Genomic DNA, 22,091 nt, shown 5'->3' with positions numbered 1-22,091 from the left:
TCTTCATATAAGAATATTACTATGAAAGATATACACCCCATTTACCACAACGATTTTGGTTTTGCATTTCAATGGAAAGGAAATCTGCGACATACCGTCACAAAAGTTCAAATCGTATTCCGAGATACTGGATTACTACTTTCAAAGGAAGAACTAATTCGCTTTTCGGATAATATAAAATATACCAAGGAAAATAGCTCGCTTTGCAAGAACTGCGCTCATAATGAATCTTGTAAGGCACTTTTGGTCGATTCACCGGCTCCGCAAATCAGCTTTGCAATGAACGCTAAGGAATTAGAAGCCGTCCAAGACTTGGTGGAAGGCACTCTGTTTCAAATGAACCTAGACAACTATTTAGGAGGGCTAGTCGACAACAGCTAATGATAGGTAGCGAACAACTCCGAAGCCTTATTATAAGCGGCCTCAAAGACCAGCCAGTTGACTCCCGAATCCACCTTCTCAGCATTGAAGTAGGACAGCATTTTTTCGGTAGGCATATTTCCGGTGAGTTCATCTTTTGCCATTGGGCACCCACCAAAACCCTGCACAGCACCATCAAACCTTCTACAGCCAGCCTTGAAGGCAGCATCCACTTTCTCATGCCATTTCGTAGGCGTTGTATGCAAATGGGCTCCAAATTCGATTTCTGGGTATTTCGGAATTAAATTCGAAAATAGATAGTCAATGACTTCAGGGGTAGAGGTACCGACCGTATCGGAAAGCGAAAGAATACGAGCACCCATATGCGCCAATTTTTCGGTCCATTCTCCTACTACTTCTACGCTCCATGGATCGCCGTACGGATTGCCGAACCCCATTGAAATATAGGTAACCACCTCTTTTCCCGAGGCATCGGCAATCTGAAATAACTCTTGTAAAGTCTCGATAGATTGTGCGATGGTCTTGTGCGTATTCCGCATCTGAAAATTTTCGGAAATGGAGAAAGGAAACCCCAAATAATCGATCGCTTCGTACTGAACGGCATCGTTTGCCCCGCGCACGTTGGCTACGATCGCCAATAATTTACTTGACGTTTCGGAAAGGTCCAATTGGGCCAAAACTTCAGCCGTATCCACCATTTGTGGAATGGCCTTTGGGGAAACAAAGCTCCCGAAATCCAGAGTGTCAAAACCACATCCTAATAGTGATTGAATATAGCGCACCTTATCTTCTGTGGGAATAAAAGGCTTAATACCCTGCATGGCATCGCGCGGACATTCGATGATTTTGACATTTTCCAAGGTCAGGAAGATTGATTACGTTCGTAAAATTAGCACTATTTATCCGAAAGCAATAGGTAGATCGCAATACCGACAAAAACCACGATTTGCATCCACTTTAAATACAGTCCAACCTTTGCATTTTTCAGTAGGTATTCAGAAATCATACCGGAAAGCACGGCAATCAAACTAAAAATAATCGCAGACACGACCATGAACAAGATGCCCAAAATATAAAACTGGAGTACCGTGCTCATTTCGCTACTAAAGAGGAATCCCGGAAAAAAGGCCAGGAAGAAAATCGTCACCTTGGGGTTCAAGACATTCATTATAAATCCTTGACGGAACAATTGACCCACTTTCTTCTTCTCTGCTCGTCCCTGAGAAACATCAATAGCGCTAGTACTGATCGCTACCTGATAGGCCAAGTACAAAAGGTAGATCGCTCCGAACACCTTGATTATAAAAAAAAGGTTCTCGTTTCTTTTGATCACTGCAGAAACTCCGAATGCCAAGAGAGATGTGTGTACAATACAACCAGAGATCAGCCCAGCAACGGTAGCTAACCCGTACTTTTTACCGTTCGTAATGCTCTGCATCAACACGTAGATATTGTCAGGGCCTGGAGAAATGGCAAGGGCTGCCGTTGCGCCCATAAAAGCAAAGAGGATTTCGTAATTCAACTCGAAAAATCGTTAGGGTCGGAAAAATACAAATTCCGTGGCTGCCAACCTCATTTTTTATATCTTACCGGAAAATAACGTCTTATGAAAATGAAATACCTTTTTCCCTTGCTCTTGATGGCATGTGTATCCCTAAGCTTTATTGCTAACCATCAGGATTCGACCGTCGGACAAAATATACCACAAACAACCATGGAAAATGATAGCGTTTTAAGGCATGTTGTACTTTTCAAGTTCAAAGACGGTACTTCTGAAACCGATATTGCCAAAGTTCAAGATGCATTTTCAGCCCTGCCGACTAAAATTCCGGAGATTGCAGGATACGAATGGGGATTGAATAACAGCCCAGAAGGCCTCGAAAAGGGATTTACGCACTGCTTCTTTTTAACCTTCAAAAGTGAGGAAGATCGTGCGACATATTTGCCTCATCCTGACCATAAGGCTTTTGGCGAAGTTCTCGGACCACATTTAGATGATGTTTTGGTCATCGACTATTGGACCAAGTAGCCGGAAACCACCCGGTATTCTAAAGGAAATCTGAATTCTCGAGAAAAGATTATACAAGGGGCTTCAACAAGGCCTTGTTGATTTTCCGCACTAATGACGGACCTTCATATATAAATCCGGTATACAGTTGTACCAGATCGGCTCCGGCATCAAGTTTTGCTAGGGCATCCTCAGGTGAATGTATACCTCCCACTCCAATAATCGGAAAGGACTTGCCACTTTTTTCGGCCAAGAACCGAATCACTTCGGTACTCCTATTCACCAGAGGTTTCCCACTAAGCCCTCCTTTTTCCTCACTAAAGATCAAATCCGATTTCAAATTCTTACGTTCAATAGTGGTATTTGTAGCAATTACACCGCTGATTTTCGTATCCGCAACAATGGCTATGATATCAAGTAATTGGTTATCGCTCAGGTCAGGTGCAATTTTCAAAAGAATGGGTTTCTCTTTGACACCCTTCTTGGTCGCATACTTCTTATTCTCCTTTTTGAGTTCTTTCAGTAGGTCGGTCAAGGGTTCTTTATCTTGCAATTCTCGCAATCCTGGCGTATTGGGCGAACTAACATTTACGGCAAAATAGTCCACATGATCAAAAAGCGCGTCCAAACAAATAAGATAGTCCTTGACAGCATCTGCATTGGGGGTTACTTTGTTCTTGCCGATATTACCGCCAATCAATACACGATGCTGTTTTTTCAATCGTTCCACTGCATCGAAAACCCCTGAATTATTAAAGCCCATTCGATTGATAATGGCCTGATCGGCCTTTAGCCGAAATAAGCGAGGCTTAGGGTTACCCGCTTGCGGTTTGGGCGTCAGGGTTCCGATTTCAACAAAACCAAAACCAAAATCCGACAGTTCATTATAAAGCTTGGCATCTTTGTCAAAGCCAGCGGCCAAACCTATCGGATTATCGAATTTCAGTCCGAACACTTCTCTTTCCAAACGCTTATCCTTTATGGTATAAAGTGATCTGAATATGCCAGAAAAACCGATTTTGGAAAGCGTGCGAACGAGTGAAAAAGTAAAATAATGGGCGTTTTCAGCATCAAGCAGAAACAGCAACGGCCGAACGAAAAATTTATACATGAATTTTAGGAGGATTTTGGTAAAAATACGAACTGAGGTGCAGTAAACTTCCTAGCTGAGCGTATTTTATCAACAGATTTCGGTTGACAATTATTCTGGATCCACGATACTGTCCCTAACACCTGTCGGTACTACTTTTATAGGTCTTCTTACCGCTTCCATACAAAGTTGCAAATACCGTTCGTACTGTTTATCATTGAAGACGGTAAGTAACTTTTTATCGGCCTCCCAAGAAGCATCCACTATTTTTTGCTGTAGGGCTTTGTATTTATTCGCTAATGTCAGGAGCTCTTCGTGACTACTTTGCGGATGTGAATCAAATAGTTTTTGAATGGCATCTTCGGTCTCTTTGTTTTGAATCGTTAATTCAGCACTCCAGGTTTCCATTTGTGCAATTTGGGTGTCGTTGAGCTGAAAGACCTTGATGAGGGTTTCGGTATTCTTTCCCCCAATATCAAGAGTACACTCTTGAGCGTTTGCCATTGGCACGCTACATAAAAAAGTAAAAACCGATATAAAAGCTCTTAGATACATCACAATAGATTCGTATACTTGTTTGATAATAACAGTTTTTTTAACTAAAAATTATACAAATGCAGCAGTTAATGGACCGGTTTTTACGTTACGTGAAAATCGATACACAAAGTGATCCGAGTTCCGATACCACACCGAGTACTGAAAAACAATGGGACCTCGCCTATAAGCTAGTGGAGGAACTGAAGGAAATCGGCATGAAGGAAGTAACCATTGACGACAATGCCTATATCATGGCTACCTTACCCAGTACTACCGAAAAAGCTGTTCCGACCATCGGCTTCATTTCCCATTTTGACACCACGCCAGATTTCTCGGGAACGAATGTCACTCCGAAAATAGTTGAAAACTACGATGGCGGTGATATCATTTTGAACAGGGAAAAAAAGATCGTGTTATCACCCTATTATTTTGAAGATCTGTTACTCTATGAGGGACAAACACTGATTACAACAGACGGTACAACCTTGCTTGGCGCCGATGATAAAGCCGGTATCGCCGAAATCATAACCGCAATGGAATACCTCATCAAACATCCTGAAATCAAACATGGCAAAATTCGGATAGGCTTCACTCCTGACGAAGAAATCGGTAGAGGAGCCCATAAATTCGATGTTGAACAATTTGGCGCACAATGGGCGTATACTATGGATGGCAGCCAAGTAGGCGAATTGGAGTACGAAAACTTCAATGCCGCTGGGGCCAAAGTAATCATAAAAGGAAAAAGCGTTCACCCGGGCTATGCCAAGAACAAGATGATCAATGCAGTGAGCATTGCCAATGAATTCATGTCTATACTTCCTCCAGAAGAAACGCCGCAGCATACCTCGGGCCGGGAAGGATTTTTTCATATCCACAGCATGAAAGGGGACATTGAACATGCCGAATTCGAACTGATCGTAAGAGACCACAGCGCGACCCAGTTCGAGCGGAGAAAAAAGCTGTTACAAGATATCGTCACCAAACTGAATGCCACTTATGGAGATTGCATTTCCATGGAACTGAAGGATCAATACTTCAACATGCGGGAAAAGATAGAACCCGTATTTCATATCGTTGAGATAGCAAAAGAGGCTATGGAGTCATTGGAAATCGAACCGATCATCAAACCGATCCGGGGTGGAACCGACGGCTCACAACTAAGTTTTATGGGCCTGCCATGTCCAAACATTTTTGCTGGCGGCCATAATTTTCACGGTAAGTATGAGTATGTGCCCGTTGAAAGTATGCAAAAGGCAGTTGATGTTATCGTCAAAATTTGCGAACTTACGGCAAAGCGATAAGGCAGTAGTCAATTTTTCATTGCCTGAAAATTTCATCTCATGGACAAATCGGAAAAAGTAGAACGGTATTTTTCGGAAGAACATCCCTTTCAGGAAGCCATAGGAGTGTTGCGTACCCTTGCCCTTAAGACGAAAATGGACGAAACCTTCAAATGGATGTTTCCGACCTACACTTTGAATGGAAAAAATGTGCTGGCTATTTGTAAATTCAAAAAGCACTTTGGACTCTGGTTCTTTAATGGGGTTTTTCTTAGCGACCCACATGGGGTACTCGAAAATGCCCAAGAGGGAAAAACACAAGCGATGCGCCATTGGAAATTTCATGCTCTTGAGGATATCGACGAGACAAAGGTGTTCGGATACATGAACGAGGCCTTGGAGAACGAACGGAAAGGCCTGAAACTGGCCCCAAAGAAAAAAGCCCCGGTCAAGTTCGTAATGCCCGACCTGTTGAAGAATGCTTTAGGCAAAGATGCGGCTGCCAAAACAGCCTTTGGAAAACTTTCAAATTACAATAAAAAGGAGTATTCGGAATACATTGCCGACGCCAAGCAAGAAAAGACTAAACTAACGCGCCTACAGAAGATTCTGCCGATGATCAAAAACGGCGCGGGCCTGAACGATAAATACAAAAAATAAAAGCCTCGAAAAAAAATTCGAGGCCTTAGACTATTGATTTAGAATTATATTATTTCTTAGCGACAGCCGGTGTCTGCAACTTCTTGCTCATTTCCATTGAAATGGCCGAACGGTCAAATTTCAATTTGCCCGCCATGGTTTCAATGATGCATGAATTGTCCTTATCGCTTATCTCCATGACTTTGCCATGAAGTCCGCTTTTTGTCACTATGCGATCGCCTCTTTTTAATTCCGCAGCGTACTTCTTTTCATCTTTCGCACGCTTCATTTGCGGGCGTATCATAAAAAAATACGCAACCACAAAAATCAAAATCATTGGCAAAAACTGCCCAATATCACCCATATAGTTCTCTATTTGCTCTAACCCTATTTACCAGCAGTTGGTCCGAGTGGTGCCGCACCTTTTGGATTTACGAACGCCTTGATACGAAGAATCTCAGATCCCTTTGCCGTATTGGCTTTGACCGTAATCGTTTTGGTCACCTGATTCTGACCTGAACCATTGAACTTCACCACTAACTCACCTGTCGCACCTGGCGCTACCGGCGTATTTTTTGGATATTCAGGAACGGTACAACCACAACTACTAGAAGCATCTGTGATGATCAACGGGCCATCTCCGGTATTCGTGAATTTAAACACTGTTTCTTGAGGAGTACCCTGCTCTATGGTTCCAAAGTCGTGTTCTGACTTTTCAAAACTCATTACCGGTACTTGCTTTGCAGCTTCGTCTCGCTCCGCAGCTTCAGCTACGTTGTCCGTTTTGACCTTGCTCGAAGCATTTTCTTTACAAGAAACGGAAACGAAAAGGGTTAACGCCCCTAAAAATAAAATAGCTCTTTTCATCTTAATAATTTTTATTTGTTGTAAAATTAGATAAATATTATATACTAACGACAAAATTACCTCAATAGTCTATTAACGGCCCTCTTTTTTGATATGCAGTTCGTCGATGAGGTACCCAAAACACTTTGGCTTGACAGCTAGTACCTAACGAACTACTTTATAATAGGCCCCTACCCATTTTCTTCAACTTTCCATCCGCCTTATATTCCTTGACCAATTTGTCTAGAATACCATTAATGAAAATACTGCTCTTCGGAGTAGAATACTCTTTGGCTATTTCAAGAAACTCATTTATGGTCACCTTTTCTGGAATTGATGAAAAGTTCAACAACTCGCATATAGCCATTTTCAGAAGTATCGAATCGATATCCGCAATTCTATCTTTGTCCCAATTCGGGGTTTTACCTTCAATTTCCTTTTCCCATTTGGCATCGTTCAAAAGGGTTTTGATAAGTAATTGTTGGGCGAACTCACGATCTTGCTCGTCTTTTAACAATTCCGGCAAGAAAAACGAAGGGTGCTGTTCTTTGGTCACCTTGCGCAACAGCTTTAACACAAAAGTATTGACTATAGGTATATCATCGACCCATGTCAGTTGGTCATCCTCAAAGTAGTCATAGATTTTTTCGTTGGGCGCGATTACCTCCTTGAATAGAACCTGAACTAGCTTTTTATCCTCTTCATAGGTTTGCGAGGGGCGCCTCATATACGCCTGATATGTCTCGCTTCTAATAATGTCTTTATAGATTAATTTGACATACTCTTCATTCAAGTACCAATTTTTCAGCTTTCGCTTTGAAAGGGCTTCTTTAAGCAATGGATTGCCCGCTAGTTGAAGTAAAAGTCCATTATTGGCGAACCGATCCTTTTGAGGGTATTCGTCCGTACTATCGGCAAGGTATTTTTTGGTAGAAAGCGTTACTTGGGCCTCTGCGTGCTTCTGTATCTCGATCAACAAACTCAACACCAGCAAATACAGGGTATACATTTTATCGATACTGGCGTTTAGAAACCCCTGTTGTTTCTCCAGCGAATCGTCTTTGGAATGGATCAAGGCGTAAATACATTGCATCACCTTTACCCTAATGTGCCTTCTTGTAAGCATGTTAAAGAACTTTTATATGGAACTGGGTTTCTTTTCAGCGCGTAAAAGTACTAATCTATTTTCAATGTAATGTGGGCTAACAGGTATTATCTTATGCATTTTATAACATTTGGTTTTGGTTCAAACAACTATCTTTGGGAAATTCAAATGAACACCATCTCGTTGATCCAACCGGCCGAATGAAGGAACTTAAGCACCTCAACAAATACTTTAGAAAATACTGGTTAAAACTTTTTCTTGGCATTATCATTACGATCATTGCCAGAATTTTTTCTTTGGTTATGCCCTCTTACGTAAAAAAATCAATAGAGGTCGTAGAGGATTTTGCAGCCGACAAATTGGCCGAACCCGAAGCGCAGAGCCTTCTTTTAGAGTACATCATTATTATTGTGGGTACTGCCTTGCTCTCTGGCCTATTCACCTTTTTGATGCGACAGACCATCATCAACGTTTCGCGGTATATCGAATATGACCTGAAAAACGAGGTCTTCGATCATTACCAACTACTCAGTCTTAATTTTTACAAGAAAAACCGAACAGGTGACCTAATGAATAGAATCAGTGAGGATATCAATCAGGTACGCATGTATGCCGGCCCGGCCATCATGTACGGCATCAATGCCCTAACCTTGTTTTGTTGCTTGATTCCGTTAATGTTTATCAAGGCTCCCACACTTGCCGCCTATACCTTGTTGCCATTGCCGATCTTATCGATATTAATTTATCAAATAAGCAAGATCATTCATAAGAGGAGTACCGTAGTACAAGAATATCTGTCATCGCTATCGACTTTTACCCAAGAAGTGTTCTCCGGGGTTTCGGTGATCAAGGCCTACGCCTTAGAGCCTAAGATAAATTCTGAACTTAAAGACCTGGCCATTGAGGGAAAAGATAAAAGCATGAGTTTGGCCAAAGTAAATGCGTGGTTCTTCCCCTTGATGATCTTATTGATCGGAGTGAGTAATATTCTCGTTATTTATATAGGTGGAAAGCAATATATCAATGGGGAAATCGAATCTGTCGGAGTGATTGCCGAATTTATCCTTTATGTAAATATGTTGACTTGGCCTGTGGCTATCGTAGGGTGGCTGACATCGATAGTACAGCGTGCGGAAGCATCACAAAAAAGAATCAATGAGTTTTTAAAGGAAACCCCAGAAATCAATAACAGCGAAGAAGCCGAAACCATACCCATAAAAGGAAAGATCGAATTCAAGAATGTTTCCTTTACGTATGAGGATACCGAAATTACGGCACTCAAAAACCTTTCGTTCACGGTCAATGAGGGTGATACGGTAGCCATTCTTGGCAAGACAGGTTCTGGCAAGTCGACTATTTTAGATTTAGTGGCCCGTCTTTACGATGTAAGTTCAGGGGAAATTTTAGTGGATGATGTCCCTATAAAGAAACATCATCTCACTTCACTTCGCGAAGCTATCGGGGCGGTACCGCAAGACGCATTTCTATTCTCCGATTCCATAGAGACCAATATTAAATTCGGAAAACATGACGCCACCAAAGAGGAGGTTATCGAAGTGGCGAAAAATGCCGTCGTGCATGAGAATATCATGGGCTTTGGCAAAGAGTACGATACGGTTCTCGGTGAACGGGGAATTACCTTGAGTGGAGGACAGAAACAACGGGTATCCATAGCAAGAGCATTGCTCAAAGATCCAAAAATATATGCTTTCGATGATTGCTTATCGGCCGTAGATACGGAGACTGAAGAAGAGATTCTGAACAATTTGAAAAAGGCCTCCAAAAATAGGACTACCCTTATCGTAAGCCATAGGGTGTCATCCGCAAAGAACGCGGATAAAATACTTGTTCTTGAAGATGGTGCCCTTTTGCAAGAGGGTACACATGTAGAATTAAATGCTGTTGAGGGCTATTACAAAGAACTCTACGAGAATCAGTTATCGGCAAAAGAAAACTAGAAAATTGTTGTCGAATTGCCTTTTTTTTTACATTTTTGAGAGAATAAACCCATTATAAACACTAGACACTATACGATGAGCGAAAGAGATTCAATGGATCAGGAAGAAATCCATTCCAAAGTTTTAAGGGCGGGCAGAAGAACTTATTTTTTTGACGTCAGAAGTACAAAAGCAGGGGATTATTATTTGACCATCACCGAGAGTAAAAAGTTTACTCATGACGATGGTTCCTTCCACTACAAAAAGCACAAAATCTATTTGTACAAAGAAGACTTTGATGCTTTTAAGGAAAATGTAATTGAAATGATGGATTTCATCATCAACGAAAAAGGAACCGAGGTAATTTCAGAAAGACACCAAAAAGACTTTAAGAAAGAGGAAGATGAACCTATTGAAAACGGTGAGTTGAAATCGACTGAAAGTTTCACTGATGTCGACTTCGATGATATTTAACATCCATTTTAGAAAATAACTAGTTCACGGCTCTTTTAATTAAGAGCCGTTTTTTATTTTTAGAGCTTCGATTAATTCAAGATCCAAATGAAAAAAATAGTACTCATTCTTATTACCCTGGTGTGCCTTCAATTTGCTCACGCTCAGAAATCTCTTGATTTGAACTACTACCTTCCTCAAGGGGTTACCTATGACCAAACGATACCTACGCCAAAAGAAATCATCGGGCACGAAGTGGGCGAATGGCATGTGACCCATGATAAACTCATGTTCTATATGCAAACCTTGGCCGCAGCCAGTGATCGCATATCCATAGAAAACCGAGGAGCGACTTTTGAAGGAAGACCTATACTATTATTGACCATTACTACCCCTGAAAATCATCAGAATATTGATTAAATCAGAAAAGAACACCTTGCCATTACAGAAAATGGTACGATACCGGTCGATGATATGCCCATTGTGGTATATCAGGGCTTTTCGATTCATGGCAACGAACCTAGTGGTGCCAATGCAGGTTTGGCCTATGCCTACTATCTGGCCGCTGCCCAAGGTCCTGAAATCGATGCCATTCTAAACAGTACGATCATTCTATTGGATCCCTCGTTCAATCCTGATGGGCTGCAGCGTTTTGCCTATTGGGCAAACACCAATAAAGCACAAAACTTAATCGCCGACAATAACGACAGGGAATATCATGAGGTATGGCCCGGGGGGCGTACCAATCATTATTGGTTTGACATGAATCGTGATTGGTTGCCCGTGCAGTTACCCGAGAGTAGGGCCCGTATCAAAAGTTTTCATAAATGGATGCCCAACATACTGACCGACCATCACGAAATGGGAACGAATTCCACCTTCTTTTTTCAACCAGGAGAACCGACTCGAGTCCATCCTTTAACTCCGAAAATGAACCAAGAATTAACGGCCGAAATCGGTACGTATCACGCAAAAGCCTTGGATAAAATCGGTTCTCTATATTATTCCGAGGAAAATTATGATGACTATTATTACGGAAAAGGCTCCACTTTCCCCGATGTCAATGGTAGTATTGGTATTCTATTCGAACAAGGTAGCTCAAGAGGTCATATTCAAGAGAGTGAAAATGGATTATTGACGTTTCCGTTTACGATACGCAATCAATTCACCACTGCGCTATCAACTATTCAGGCGGCAACGGTCATGCGAGCGAAAATCTTGAAGTACCAGCAAAGCTTTTATAATGACGTCAGAAATGAAGCCGCACGAAGCAAGACCAAAGCCCTGGTTTTTGGCGATAGCAAAGATGCCGCAAAAACATGGCATTTGGCTGAAATACTAAATCGACATAAGATCACATTTCACGAGTTGGCCGATGATGCGAATATCTCCGGAAGGTTTTATAAGAAAGGGGCCGCCTACGTTGTTCCTATGAACCAAAAGAACCATCGGCTTATAAAGGCCATGTTCGAAAAACGTACTACGTTTACTGACAGTCTGTTCTATGACATATCGGCTTGGACGTTCCCCTTGGCCTTCAATGTAGATTATAAAGAACTTCCAAATCTGAGTAATGCAGGCCCTGAAGTGACCGACTTCAAGCCTCTAAAAGGAAAGGTTACCGCCCAAAGCGGGTATGCTTATCTTTTCGAATGGAATGAATACTATGCCCCGAAAGCCCTGAATCGCATTACTGAAAAGGGATTACGGGCCAAGGTCGCGAAATCACCTTTCACTTTGGAAGGAAAAAAGTACGATTACGGCACGATTATGATTCCGGTACAGAACCAAAGTTTGAATTCCGACGAACTACATGCCTTTTTACAACGCACTGCAGAACAGAGTCATATTGAAATCACGGCGGTCGGAACGGGGCTCACCCGCGGAATCGATTTGGGCAGTAATGATTTCGACCCGATCAAAAAACAAAAAATAGCCATTTTGGTCGGTGAGGGTATCCGCTCTTATGATGCTGGTGAAATCTGGCATCTGTTCGATACGCGTTACAACATCAAGTTGACCAAATTGGATGCTTCTTATTTTGGCCGTGCCGATTTGAGTACATACACCGATATTATCGTTCCGAGTTCCTACGGCAGCTTTCAAACCAAAAAAAATGCGGTTAAATTGAAAACCTGGGTTAAAAATGGCGGCACCTTGATCGGGTACCGCAATGCTGTGGAATGGTTTGAAAAAAATGAATTCGTACAGCTGAAATTTAAAAAGGACACCTTGGTGGCAAAGAATATCCCTTTTGACCAAAAGAGGGACTTTCTAGGGGCACAGGTGACGGGCGGGGCCATTTTCGAAGCCAAACTGGATCGCTCCCATCCTATTGGCTATGGCTATAAAAACAATACGCTACCCCTTTTTAGAAATACGAATATCTATATTGAACCCGATAAGAATAGCTATAATAACCCGATTCAATACACATCGAATCCGCTATTGAGCGGCTATATCTCAGAGGAAAATACGAAGTTGATCAAAAATTCCGTTCCTTTTCGAGCGAATAGAATGGGAAAAGGTCGCGTCATTGTCTTCACCGACAATACCAATTTTAGGGCCTTCTGGTATGGCACCAACAAATTGTTGATGAACGCTATTTTCTTCGGGGAGAGTATGTAGTCAAGTCCATTTCACGTATCCCCAGTTAAAAAGAAAAAGGCCGATAACGGTCCATACGGCTATCTGTGCAGTCAGCAAAAATGTTATACCGGCGAACAGAATCCCGTAGTAAAAAGGGTATGCGATTAACGCGAATGCGAATCGTAGGGTACCCATGAATTCAGCTTCCCATACTTTCGGTTTAAGTATTTTTTTCCAGATTAAGACCATGGGCAAATTGACAAGCATAAAAAGTACCGTGACCAACCTTCGAAAAAAACCCCGCTGATTTTTTTTATTCGTAGCGCGAGGGCTACTGCTCAATTGCAGTATTTGCTGGTGGACCGCCGGTGGATCGAGGTAATCAACGTTCATCGCATCCAGGGTACGAATGATATCACCATATCGTTTTTCATCGGCAATATGTGTGGTAAGTGTTTGGAGCTCTGTCTCCACTTTGTCTTTGATGTTCGTTACAGACGACCTGATATCCTTTGGATCATAAGAAGACCTTGCTGGAATACTATTTCCGAAATATAGGGCCACATGGTCGGGAAAAGAGATCGCATTTTGGTAGTTCATACCTATTGGCACTAAGTGAACATCCAATTCTTGGTTCGCATCAAAGGCATTAAAAATAATACGGGTAAACCCCTTGCTTAGTGGTCTGACACGTCTTTTCAAACTATGGTTCGCCTCTGGGAACATAAGAAGTACTTCTTTGTCTATCAGTAATTGAGAGCACTGATCGAAGACCTCCTGATTGTTTTTCAATGCCTCTCTTCCATCACGGATTCGGTATATCGGTATCATCTGAAAAAAATCAAATACCGCTTTTAAAAACTTTCCTTTGAACACATCAGATCGGGTCAAGAAATACGGTTTCCTAGCGCAGTCAACGGCAATCAATAGCACATCCAACAATGCGTTTTGATGATTTGGCAAAAAAAGTACCGCCTTGTCTTGAGGTACATTTTCTAGGCCGTGCATTTTAATTTTGCCAAAATAAAGATGAAGGCTAACCTTTATCCAAATTTTAACAAGTTGATATCCGATCCTCTTCAAATCAGTTCTTCTTTTGAAAGGGGCCGATATCCCCAAAAAGTTGCCAGTACCAGGCCTGAAACCAAATGCCAAATGCCCCAAAATGCGGCTAAAAGAGCCATTCCACCCAATCCGTCGAAAAATGTGAAAATCAAAAGAAGTCCCAAGCCCGAATTTTGAATACCGGTTTCAATGGTGATGCTTCGCCTGTTACGTTGTGAAAGTCCAAAGGCTTTTGCCAGGGAAAATCCTGTGGTAAACGCCACAAGATTGTGTATCACCACGATCCAGAACACATAGGTGACGTACTCCATAAAAACATCCCGGTTATTGTAAAGTGCCAAAAACAGAAGAAGCACAAAAAATAGAAGTGAAGCGACCTTCAATACCTTGCTCATTTTTTTTGCCAAAACCGGTTGATAATGATTGACACCCATCCCCAAAGCCAGGGGGATACCCAAAAGCAAGGCAACCAACTTGGTCATTTCAAAAGGGGAAATGGCGATCTCGGTCAAAATCGCCGCTGTAGGTTCGTAGAACGATCCCCAAAGTTGAAGATTAAAAGGTGTCATTACAATGGCCAACAAAGTGGCAATAGCAGTAAGACTAACGGATAGCGCTGTATTTCCACCAGACAAATGGGTAATGAAATTAGACATGTTGCCGCCCGGACAGGCCGCGACCATGAACATACCCAGAGCTATACTCGGTAAAGGTTCAATGGCAAAGACCAACAGAAAGGTCACTGCAGGAAGCATCAAAAATTGACTAAAGACTCCAATAAGAACAGGCTTGGGATCCTTCAGCAGCCTTTTGAAATCATCTGTAGTGATTTCTAGCGCGATACCGAACATCACAAATGCCAACGCCACGTTCAAAACCCAGAGGGCCTCCGCGTCAAAATTAATCAAAAGGGTATCTAAGGTGGTCTCCGTCAAATGGAATAGGGTTGGTTATGGCACTGAGCTGCTATTCTCGTGGAAGTTAAAAAATCACATATTGGATAACAAAGAATCACCGAAATACTTTTAACTTTAAATTTCGTAAAACACGGTAAAAATGGCAAGGACCCCTAGCAACATGATGCCGCTAAAAACCAAGGCACCTTCTTTTCATTTGAGGGATACCCTTACAGGTGAAATTAGGAGTTTGGAAGAACTTCGAGGCAAAAATGGCACAGTAATCGCCTTTATTTGTAACCACTGTCCCTTTGTAATCCACGTAAATGCACAAATGACACGAGTGGCGAAAGATGCCCTCGAAAAAGGAATCGGTTTTATAGCGATTTCCAGCAACGACGTGACGAATTACCCCCAAGACGCTCCTCATCTGATGAAAGCGAAGGCAATCGAAGAAGGATATGGTTTTCCCTATCTATATGACGAAACACAAGAAGTCGCAAAGGCGTATGATGCGGCCTGTACCCCGGATTTTTATTTGTTCGATGGTCATCTTGAATTAGTATATAGGGGGCAATTCGATGATTCAAGACCAGGAAATGGAAAACCGGTCACGGGAGCGGATTTGACGAAAGCCATAAATGCTCTCTTACAAGGCAATCAAATAGACGAAGACCAAAAACCCAGTATCGGGTGTAATATCAAATGGAAACCAGCATAACAATACTATGAGAATCAGTTCAAAAGAAGCCCTTCAAAAACTTGCTACTACCGATTCGCCATTCCATACCTTGTTCGAACATGGAACGCTTTCGGTAGAAATTTACAAACCCGAACAGGTTGATCTGCAGCAGCCGCATACACGTGACGAAGTTTATGTGGTCGTCTCCGGTACCGGTGAGTTTCTAAACGATGGGGTACGAACTGATTTTGGTCCTGGGGATTTTCTTTTCGTACCGGCAGGGGTAGTTCATCGCTTCGAAAATTTTACAGCGGATTTTACGACTTGGGTCCTTTTTTATGGTCCTGAAGGAGGCGAATCGAATCAGGACAAATGAAACACATTGTTCATTTTGAACCGTTACACCCTAAAACCTTCCAGGATTATATCGAGGTCGGAACGCGAGCCTACAACCAGCATTATCTGCACCTATGGCCGCTTCAGGATTCATCCCCATATATTTCCAACAGTTTTACTTTAGAAATTCTTGAAAAAGAGGAACGGGACGAAAACACCCTATTGTACCTCATCAAAAGTGATTCAAAAGTCGTTGGTGTCTTAAAATTTACGTTGAACGCCCGTTTGGACGGGTATACTCAGCAGGATGCTCTTTATGTGGATAAAATCTATATTCAAAGGGAATACTCCGGAAAGGGAATCGGCGGCAAAACAATTCAGTTTGTGCTTTTAAGGGCCGCAGAACTCCAAAAAAAAATAGTGTGGTTGGATGCTATGCAGAAAGGCCCTGCCCTAAACTTCTATCTCAAAAACGGTTTCGATATCTATGGAGAAAGTGAGATACGCCTGCCCACCGTCCTAGAAACAGAAAAGCAAATGTATATTATGGTCAAAGAATTAAGGCACTAATGCTAGGCCCAACCTTCCCGCTTTACCAAATTGGCAATTTGGGTAAAATGGTGATTACCATGCCATGCGTATTTGGCAATATTCTCTCGAAGTGAAACTTTGACATTACCCTCAGGGTGCTCAAAACACTGCTGTAAATCATCTTCCGAAAGCCCCTTCAACAGAAAGACCAATTTTGCATGCAAGGCGGTAAGATAAGTCAATGAGAGTTGAATCGGGGCGGTTCTGGCATCAAAAAGCTTGCTCCAATCTTTCTCCTCGTATGCCTTGATCAATGGTTCGTTTTCGGTTAAGGTCCATTTAAAGCGGGTATAACTGTGGTGGTGACTGTCGGCGATATGATGTACTACTTGACGAACGGTCCAACCTTCCGGGCGGTATGCGGTGTCTAATTGTGAATCGCTTAAATCACTGACCAAGTGCGTCAGTCTACTAGGCAGCTCTTCCAAAGCAGTGATCCATTCCTTTAATTTTTTCTCATCCGTATCCGAATGGTATACGAACCTTCCCGTAGGGTACTTTAAAAACTCCAAATCAACGTTTTCCATAGTTCAAAAATAACAAACTTTAAGACAATTTTAATTTCTGAGAATACCGCTTGAGGCTTTAATCCATTAAATTTGTGGGATAACTAGAATTTAACATAAAGAATATAAAAATGGCAACAATACGACTAGGTGACAAAGCACCCAATTTCACGGCGGACAGTTCAGAAGGAACCTTAAATCTCTATGAGTATCTTGGCGATAGTTGGGGAATACTTTTCTCCCATCCTGCTGATTTCACTCCTGTTTGTACCACTGAACTGGGTACCGCGGCAAAATTCAAGGAAGAATTCGATAGGAGAAATGTAAAGATGTTAGCGCTTAGCGTTGATGGTGCGGCCTCACATAAAGAATGGATAAAAGATATCAATGAAGTGCAACAAACGACGGTTAACTTTCCGATTATCGCTGACGAAGATCGAAAAGTATCTGATTTGTACGATATGATCCACCCCAATGCGGACAGTACCTTGACGGTACGTTCTGTTTTTATTATCGCTCCCGACAAAACCGTTAAACTGACCTTGACCTATCCTGCCTCCACAGGGCGTAATTTTTATGAACTGCTTAGAGTTATTGATTCATTGCAGCTTACGGCGTACCATAAGGTTGCCACGCCGGCGAATTGGAAAGAGGGTGAAGACGTTGTAGTCAGTCCGTCCATTACTACAGCTGACGCTAAAGAACTATTCACCAAAGGGGTAGAAGAAATAAAGCCCTACTTACGTATGACCCCCGACCCAACAAGCTAGGCACATCATAGTGCCATCAAATACAAAGCCTCTAGTCATAGTTCTAGAGGCTTTACTTTTTCCCGTACTTCCCATTTTCATTCCAACACAGCGTTTTTAAAGGAAAACCGAAAAAAACCAACGGAGATTTATCAAAAGACTTATCTTGTAAGGCGCAGGTCCTTTTCGGATCGTTTTCCGCTTTAACCAACTACTAATTTATTTTTATGAAATCTTTAACCGTTACCGAAATCAGTGAACTATTGGATGGTGAGCTAATCGGGGAAACCACGCATCGCATCGAAGGACCTGAAGAATTGTTGAAGTCCGAATCACACCATATCACATTTATTGGAAGTAGAAAATATGCTTCACGATGGATAGATTCCAAAGCTTCAGCGGCCATTATCAATGAAAATATAACCATTGAACCCGGAGAAAATCGTGCTTTGATCAAGGTGAAAAATGCTGATTTGGCAATGGCCAAGGTATTGGAAGCTTTTCAACCTGAACCTCCTGCTTTCGATGCTGACATACATCCTACTGCCGTCATACATGAAAGCGCCGAGCTCGGCAAGGGCTGTAAAATAGGAGCACATACGTATGTTGGGAAAAATGTAGTGCTCGGTGAAGGTGTCATTCTCTACCCTAATGTCACCATACTCGATGAAACCACTATTGGTGCCCATACCGTGGCTTGGTCCGGTACGGTCATACGTGAACGTTGTACCATTGGGGCCAAATGTATTTTTCATGCCAATGTCAGTATTGGAGCTGACGGATTTGGCTATCGGCCCAGCCCTGATGACCGGGGATTGGTCAAAATTCCACAAATCGGCACTGTAGTTATTGGCAACGATGTAGAAATCGGGGCTAATTCATGCGTTGACCGCGGTAAGTTCAGTGCAACTATTATAGGCGATAATTGCAAAATTGACAATCAAGTACAGATCGCCCACAATTGTATCATGGGCCGTTCATGTATTATGGCAGGGCACAGCGGTCTAGCCGGATCTGTAACCTTGGGCGATGGGGTCATCATCGGGGGCAGTGCTTCCATCAAAGACCATACGACACTACACTCCGGGGTAACCGTGGGAGCCGGATCAGGCGTGGTAGGTGATGTTGAAGCAGGTAAAACGGTTCTCGGTTATCCAGCGCAAGAATCACGTGAAATGTTGAAGCAATGGGTGATGATGCGAAAATTGGCAAAGGAATGACCACCCCAAATTCAATTGAACTGAAACCCTTCTACTGCCCAGATTTCAGCTATAAAAGCTTTGACTCAGGGAGCTTCAAATGCTCCCAGAAAATTAGTAACCTAAATATAACTTCCAAAAATTCAACCAATTAAAGATTTAACACTATATTTGGGCTTTAATAATTTTTAATTTTAGTATTATGGGTAAAGGAACAGTTAAATTCTTCAATGATTCCAAAGGATATGGATTCATCACTGAAGAAGGTTCGAACGAAGATCATTTTGTACACATTTCAGGCTTAATCGACGAGGTTCGTGAAGGTGATGTTGTGGAATTTGAACTACAACAAGGTAAAAAAGGATTGAACGCCGTTAATGTGAAAGTCGTTGACTAGATAAGGTATTGAACTTTTTTATAGTATAAATCCCGATGGTTTCATCGGGATTTTTTTATGCCTTTTTTCAAATCGATTGTTTCGTTTCACAGACAGGTTACCTACTTGCGCGGTACCTATACATACGTTTTCACTATTTGTGGCGTTATTTAATTAACCATTTACCCAACCGATTTAAAATAATAGTACCAATGATTACCTTTTTTAGTGTCCTCTTTCTCTTGATCGCCCTGAACATAGCCCTAGTAAAACTGAGTTCAATGGGAGTTGAAAATTCCGAAAAGTAGGGTTTTAGATCTAAGGACTGTTTCGTATACGACAGCCGTCGGAAACTGCTAACAACTTCAAACCGTGATAACATTCTTTTTAATCCTACTTGTGTTGGTATGTACCAACCTTTATGTGCTACTCATCCGTACCGATGAAGCATAAAAAAACCTTCATGTTTATGAAGGTTTTTTTATTGGTGATACTGGTAGGTGACTAGCCAACCTTCATCAATTCCACATCAAAAATCAAGGTGGCGTTTGGTGGAATGACCCCGCCGGCACCGGCACTACCATATGCTAAATCAGACGGAATTACAAAACGGGCCTTATCTCCTACTTTCAACAGTGAAATTCCTTCATCCCATCCCTTTATGACCTGTCCGACTCCCAATTGAAATGCAATGGGCTCGTTACGCTTATAGGAAGAATCGAAAACCTGACCGTTCAATAAAGACCCTTCGTAATGCACGGACACTCGTTCTCCAGTAGCTGCTTGGCCTCCATCTCCTTTTTGAATGATTTTATATCGCAATCCGGAAGGTGTGGTTTCAAAACCAGCGGCAACTTTATCCAACTCAGCAGCCTGTCTTGCCTTTTCTTCTGCAATTCTAGCTTCGCCAGAACTTTTGAATGTTTCAAAGGCTTCAAGTGCGTCCCAAGCTTGGGCGTCTTCCCCTACTCTTACAATTTCGAGGCTCTCTATTGCGTCACCTTGGTCTACGGCATCAACTATTTCTTGTCCTTCGGTAACATGACCAAAGACCGTATGTTTATTATCTAACCACGGCGTCGCAACATGGGTAATGAAAAATTGACTTCCATTGGTACCTGGGCCTGCATTCGCCATTGATAAGACTCCTGGTCCTGAATGTGTCAATTCAGAATGAAACTCGTCGTCAAATTTATATCCGGCATCTCCCGTACCCGTTCCTTGCGGACATCCGCCTTGAATCATAAAGTCAGGTATGACGCGGTGAAATTTCAATCCGTTGTAGTAAGGTTCGCCTTCGGCCTTAGCAGTGTTCTTCATTTTACCCTCTGCTAGGGCTACAAAATTACCTACCGTTCCCGGTGTTTTATCATGGGTAAGTTTAACCAATATCCCTCCTTTAGAAGTATTGAATTTAGCGTAGATTCCGTCTTGCATTTTACTCATTTTTATGAGCGGCAAAGGTAGAGATATTTACGTTAACACAGCTCATTTGGAAACTGAAGTTATCATCGATAAACGGAATTGCCCTACTTTACACGGTGAAACAGTCCTCTCGAAATTACCGATTGACGATTTGTGAAGCGCGTATGTCCGATTATTTACATTATTTGGATTATCCGCTATAGTTTTCCAAGTTCAAATCCCCTGATTCATTGACCATGTCAAGAACTGAACGTATTCATCAAATCGATCTATTCAGATTCATTGCGGCTGTCGGTATTGTTTGTGTTCATTATTTGTTTAGAGGTTACAAAGCGGATAACTTAACCCATTTGAATCTACTGGAACTCGGTGGCGAATGGGTCAAATACTGTTTTGTTGCCATTGATCTCTTCTTTATAATCAGTGGTTTTGTAATTTTTCTTTCCGTTAGGAATAAATCACTGGGCTTTTTTTTTAAGTCAAGAACAATGCGCATATTCCCGGTGTACTGGCTATGTGTTTGTGTCACTTATGCCGTAACTATACTATATGGGGAACCAAGATTTACGGCCAGCTGGAGTCAGTTGATCTTCAACCTTCTTCTACTTCAAGATTTTTTGAACATCCAGCCTCTAGACGGAGCCTATTGGACCATGTCAGTAGAGGTCAGGTTTTATTGCCTGACAATGGCCTATCTTCTTGTGTACCGGTTTAAAAAAATCAAAATCGTCAATCTTGCCTATTGGTGGTTGGTGTTGAGTATATTATATCCATTCGTGCAACATATTTTTCTCGTAAAAGTGGTCGATCTGTTCTTAATGTTCAAATGGTCATCGGCCTTTGCCGCTGGTATCATAATGGGTGAAATCTTCAAGTCGAAAAGACTTACTGCAAAGAATGGGATAGGCTTAGTAGTTTGTTTTGCATTGACGATATATCATCGACTGATCTATGTGGCCGAATCTCGGGCATACTTTCAAACTGATATTTCGGATACAATCGTAATTCTAGTACTGCTGGCCGTTTATCTTTTGATGTTATCCGTTGTTCTCGGTAAGCTAAAATGGCTGAACAAACCCTACTTTTTTACCCTCGGTCTGCTCACTTACCCGTTGTATTTGCTTCATCAAAGAATAGGGTACATTATCTTCAACAACCTCATGTACGACGTAAACAAATATGTACTTTTAGGTGGTACGTTCATCTTAATGCTCGCCGCATCATTCTTGATCGTACGATGGGTAGCTCCTTGGACAACGAAATTTTTGAATCGGGCATTAGAAACCTTCCTGAACGTCATCTCCAACCGCAGTGCAGATACCAATGCTGCTATCGCCACCAAAATTAACCCCATTAGCAGAAATGCATTCAAAAAGTGAGGCCTGCGCTAGACGCTAAGTT

Annotated in this window: 24 protein-coding genes and 1 pseudogene; 14 read left to right on the top strand and 11 right to left on the bottom strand. The window is 42.0% G+C overall.

What is annotated here, in order from left to right; genetic code table 11:
• Nucleotides 1-21 precede the first annotated feature (21 nt).
• Nucleotides 22-381 (top strand): hypothetical protein, encoded by a 360-nt coding sequence (locus ACKWCA_RS22405; protein ID WP_413980481.1) that lies wholly within the window; start codon nt 22-24, stop codon nt 379-381.
• Here ACKWCA_RS22405 and ACKWCA_RS22400 read toward each other — a convergent pair.
• Together ACKWCA_RS22400 and ACKWCA_RS22395 are read right to left on the bottom strand one after the other, a co-directional pair.
• Entirely contained in the window at nt 378-1,241 is an 864-nt protein-coding gene (locus ACKWCA_RS22400) for a hydroxymethylglutaryl-CoA lyase (protein ID WP_413980480.1), read from the bottom strand. The two genes, ACKWCA_RS22405 and ACKWCA_RS22400, sit on opposite strands and share 4 nt — an antisense overlap.
• A gap of 35 nt (nt 1,242-1,276) precedes the next feature.
• A complete protein-coding gene (locus ACKWCA_RS22395; RefSeq protein WP_413980479.1) occupies nt 1,277-1,876 on the bottom strand; it encodes a LysE family translocator in 600 nt (199 codons plus the stop codon).
• Between the two features lie 111 nt (nt 1,877-1,987).
• On the opposite strand from ACKWCA_RS22395, the gene ACKWCA_RS22390 reads away from it, so the two are divergent.
• A complete protein-coding gene (locus tag ACKWCA_RS22390) occupies nt 1,988-2,410 on the top strand; it encodes a Dabb family protein (protein WP_413980478.1) in 423 nt (140 codons plus the stop codon).
• 49 nt (nt 2,411-2,459) lie between these two features.
• On the opposite strand, the gene ACKWCA_RS22385 is transcribed toward ACKWCA_RS22390, so the two are convergent.
• Nucleotides 2,460-3,500, bottom strand: a complete 1,041-nt coding sequence (locus tag ACKWCA_RS22385; RefSeq protein ID WP_413980477.1) for a quinone-dependent dihydroorotate dehydrogenase — start codon at nt 3,498-3,500, stop codon at nt 2,460-2,462.
• A 90-nt stretch (nt 3,501-3,590) separates the two neighbouring features.
• Nucleotides 3,591-3,983: a hypothetical protein gene (locus ACKWCA_RS22380; protein WP_413980476.1), complete on the bottom strand. Its 393-nt coding sequence runs from the start codon at nt 3,981-3,983 to the stop codon at nt 3,591-3,593.
• Between the two features lie 110 nt (nt 3,984-4,093).
• Between ACKWCA_RS22380 and pepT the strand changes: the two genes are divergently transcribed.
• Together pepT and ACKWCA_RS22370 are read left to right on the top strand one after the other, a co-directional pair.
• Nucleotides 4,094-5,317 carry a peptidase T gene (gene pepT / locus ACKWCA_RS22375; RefSeq protein ID WP_413980475.1) on the top strand — a complete coding sequence of 408 codons (1,224 nt, stop codon included), beginning with the start codon at nt 4,094-4,096 and terminating at the stop codon, nt 5,315-5,317.
• A 39-nt stretch (nt 5,318-5,356) separates the two neighbouring features.
• A complete protein-coding gene (locus tag ACKWCA_RS22370; protein WP_413980474.1) occupies nt 5,357-5,956 on the top strand; it encodes a YdeI/OmpD-associated family protein in 600 nt (199 codons plus the stop codon).
• 49 nt (nt 5,957-6,005) lie between these two features.
• Here the strand turns inward: ACKWCA_RS22370 and yajC are convergent, their stop codons facing one another.
• From yajC to nusB, 3 genes are all read right to left on the bottom strand, one after another.
• Nucleotides 6,006-6,299, bottom strand: a complete 294-nt coding sequence (gene yajC / locus ACKWCA_RS22365; protein ID WP_413980473.1) for a preprotein translocase subunit YajC — start codon at nt 6,297-6,299, stop codon at nt 6,006-6,008.
• Between the two features lie 23 nt (nt 6,300-6,322).
• Nucleotides 6,323-6,802, bottom strand: coding sequence for a DUF1573 domain-containing protein (locus ACKWCA_RS22360; protein WP_413980472.1), 480 nt, complete (start codon nt 6,800-6,802; stop codon nt 6,323-6,325).
• A 157-nt stretch (nt 6,803-6,959) separates the two neighbouring features.
• Nucleotides 6,960-7,907 (bottom strand): transcription antitermination factor NusB, encoded by a 948-nt coding sequence (nusB, locus tag ACKWCA_RS22355; protein WP_413980471.1) that lies wholly within the window; start codon nt 7,905-7,907, stop codon nt 6,960-6,962.
• Between the two features lie 179 nt (nt 7,908-8,086).
• On the opposite strand from nusB, the gene ACKWCA_RS22350 reads away from it, so the two are divergent.
• From ACKWCA_RS22350 to ACKWCA_RS22340, 3 genes and pseudogenes are all read left to right on the top strand, one after another.
• Complete coding sequence (locus ACKWCA_RS22350) at nt 8,087-9,844, top strand: ABC transporter ATP-binding protein (protein ID WP_413980470.1); 1,758 nt, start codon at nt 8,087-8,089, stop codon at nt 9,842-9,844.
• A gap of 75 nt (nt 9,845-9,919) precedes the next feature.
• Nucleotides 9,920-10,297, top strand: coding sequence for a PUR family DNA/RNA-binding protein (locus ACKWCA_RS22345; RefSeq protein ID WP_413980469.1), 378 nt, complete (start codon nt 9,920-9,922; stop codon nt 10,295-10,297).
• Nucleotides 10,298-10,384: 87 nt separating this feature from the next.
• Nucleotides 10,385-12,904, top strand: a pseudogene (locus ACKWCA_RS22340) (M14 family zinc carboxypeptidase).
• Here ACKWCA_RS22340 and ACKWCA_RS22335 read toward each other — a convergent pair.
• Together ACKWCA_RS22335 and ACKWCA_RS22330 are read right to left on the bottom strand one after the other, a co-directional pair.
• Nucleotides 12,905-13,873 carry a 1-acyl-sn-glycerol-3-phosphate acyltransferase gene (locus ACKWCA_RS22335; RefSeq protein ID WP_413980468.1) on the bottom strand — a complete coding sequence of 323 codons (969 nt, stop codon included), beginning with the start codon at nt 13,871-13,873 and terminating at the stop codon, nt 12,905-12,907.
• Between the two features lie 71 nt (nt 13,874-13,944).
• Nucleotides 13,945-14,865 (bottom strand): bile acid:sodium symporter family protein, encoded by a 921-nt coding sequence (locus ACKWCA_RS22330; protein ID WP_413980467.1) that lies wholly within the window; start codon nt 14,863-14,865, stop codon nt 13,945-13,947.
• A 121-nt stretch (nt 14,866-14,986) separates the two neighbouring features.
• On the opposite strand from ACKWCA_RS22330, the gene ACKWCA_RS22325 reads away from it, so the two are divergent.
• From ACKWCA_RS22325 to ACKWCA_RS22315, 3 genes are read left to right on the top strand one after another with little or no spacing between them, the layout of a single operon-like run.
• On the top strand, nt 14,987-15,547 hold the full coding sequence (locus tag ACKWCA_RS22325) for a thioredoxin family protein (RefSeq protein WP_413980466.1): 561 nt from the start codon (nt 14,987-14,989) through the stop codon (nt 15,545-15,547).
• Between the two features lie 7 nt (nt 15,548-15,554).
• Nucleotides 15,555-15,884, top strand: a complete 330-nt coding sequence (locus ACKWCA_RS22320) for a cupin domain-containing protein (RefSeq protein ID WP_413980465.1) — start codon at nt 15,555-15,557, stop codon at nt 15,882-15,884.
• Nucleotides 15,881-16,414, top strand: a complete 534-nt coding sequence (locus tag ACKWCA_RS22315) for a GNAT family N-acetyltransferase (RefSeq protein ID WP_413980464.1) — start codon at nt 15,881-15,883, stop codon at nt 16,412-16,414. The genes ACKWCA_RS22320 and ACKWCA_RS22315 overlap by 4 nt, the downstream gene beginning before the upstream one ends.
• 2 nt (nt 16,415-16,416) lie before the next feature.
• On the opposite strand, the gene ACKWCA_RS22310 is transcribed toward ACKWCA_RS22315, so the two are convergent.
• Nucleotides 16,417-16,962, bottom strand: a complete 546-nt coding sequence (locus ACKWCA_RS22310; protein ID WP_413980463.1) for a YfiT family bacillithiol transferase — start codon at nt 16,960-16,962, stop codon at nt 16,417-16,419.
• A gap of 110 nt (nt 16,963-17,072) precedes the next feature.
• Here ACKWCA_RS22310 and ACKWCA_RS22305 point away from each other — a divergent pair, with 110 nt between their 5' ends.
• From ACKWCA_RS22305 to ACKWCA_RS22295, 3 genes are all read left to right on the top strand, one after another.
• Nucleotides 17,073-17,711, top strand: a complete 639-nt coding sequence (locus ACKWCA_RS22305; protein ID WP_413980462.1) for a peroxiredoxin — start codon at nt 17,073-17,075, stop codon at nt 17,709-17,711.
• A 206-nt stretch (nt 17,712-17,917) separates the two neighbouring features.
• On the top strand, nt 17,918-18,910 hold the full coding sequence (gene lpxD, locus ACKWCA_RS22300; protein WP_413980461.1) for a UDP-3-O-(3-hydroxymyristoyl)glucosamine N-acyltransferase: 993 nt from the start codon (nt 17,918-17,920) through the stop codon (nt 18,908-18,910).
• A 181-nt stretch (nt 18,911-19,091) separates the two neighbouring features.
• Nucleotides 19,092-19,286, top strand: coding sequence for a cold-shock protein (locus ACKWCA_RS22295; RefSeq protein WP_413980460.1), 195 nt, complete (start codon nt 19,092-19,094; stop codon nt 19,284-19,286).
• Nucleotides 19,287-19,769: 483 nt separating this feature from the next.
• Here ACKWCA_RS22295 and ACKWCA_RS22290 read toward each other — a convergent pair whose 3' ends face one another.
• A complete protein-coding gene (locus tag ACKWCA_RS22290) occupies nt 19,770-20,702 on the bottom strand; it encodes a peptidylprolyl isomerase (protein ID WP_413980459.1) in 933 nt (310 codons plus the stop codon).
• A gap of 224 nt (nt 20,703-20,926) precedes the next feature.
• Here ACKWCA_RS22290 and ACKWCA_RS22285 point away from each other — a divergent pair, with 224 nt between their 5' ends.
• Nucleotides 20,927-22,069, top strand: a complete 1,143-nt coding sequence (locus ACKWCA_RS22285) for an acyltransferase family protein (protein ID WP_413980458.1) — start codon at nt 20,927-20,929, stop codon at nt 22,067-22,069.
• Nucleotides 22,070-22,091 lie beyond the last annotated feature (22 nt).

The organism is Maribacter corallii, assembly GCF_047345415.1.
GTDB lineage: Bacteria > Bacteroidota > Bacteroidia > Flavobacteriales > Flavobacteriaceae > Maribacter_C.
Note: the sequence above shows the minus strand (reverse complement) of the source record. Positions and strands in the feature narration are given on the sequence as shown.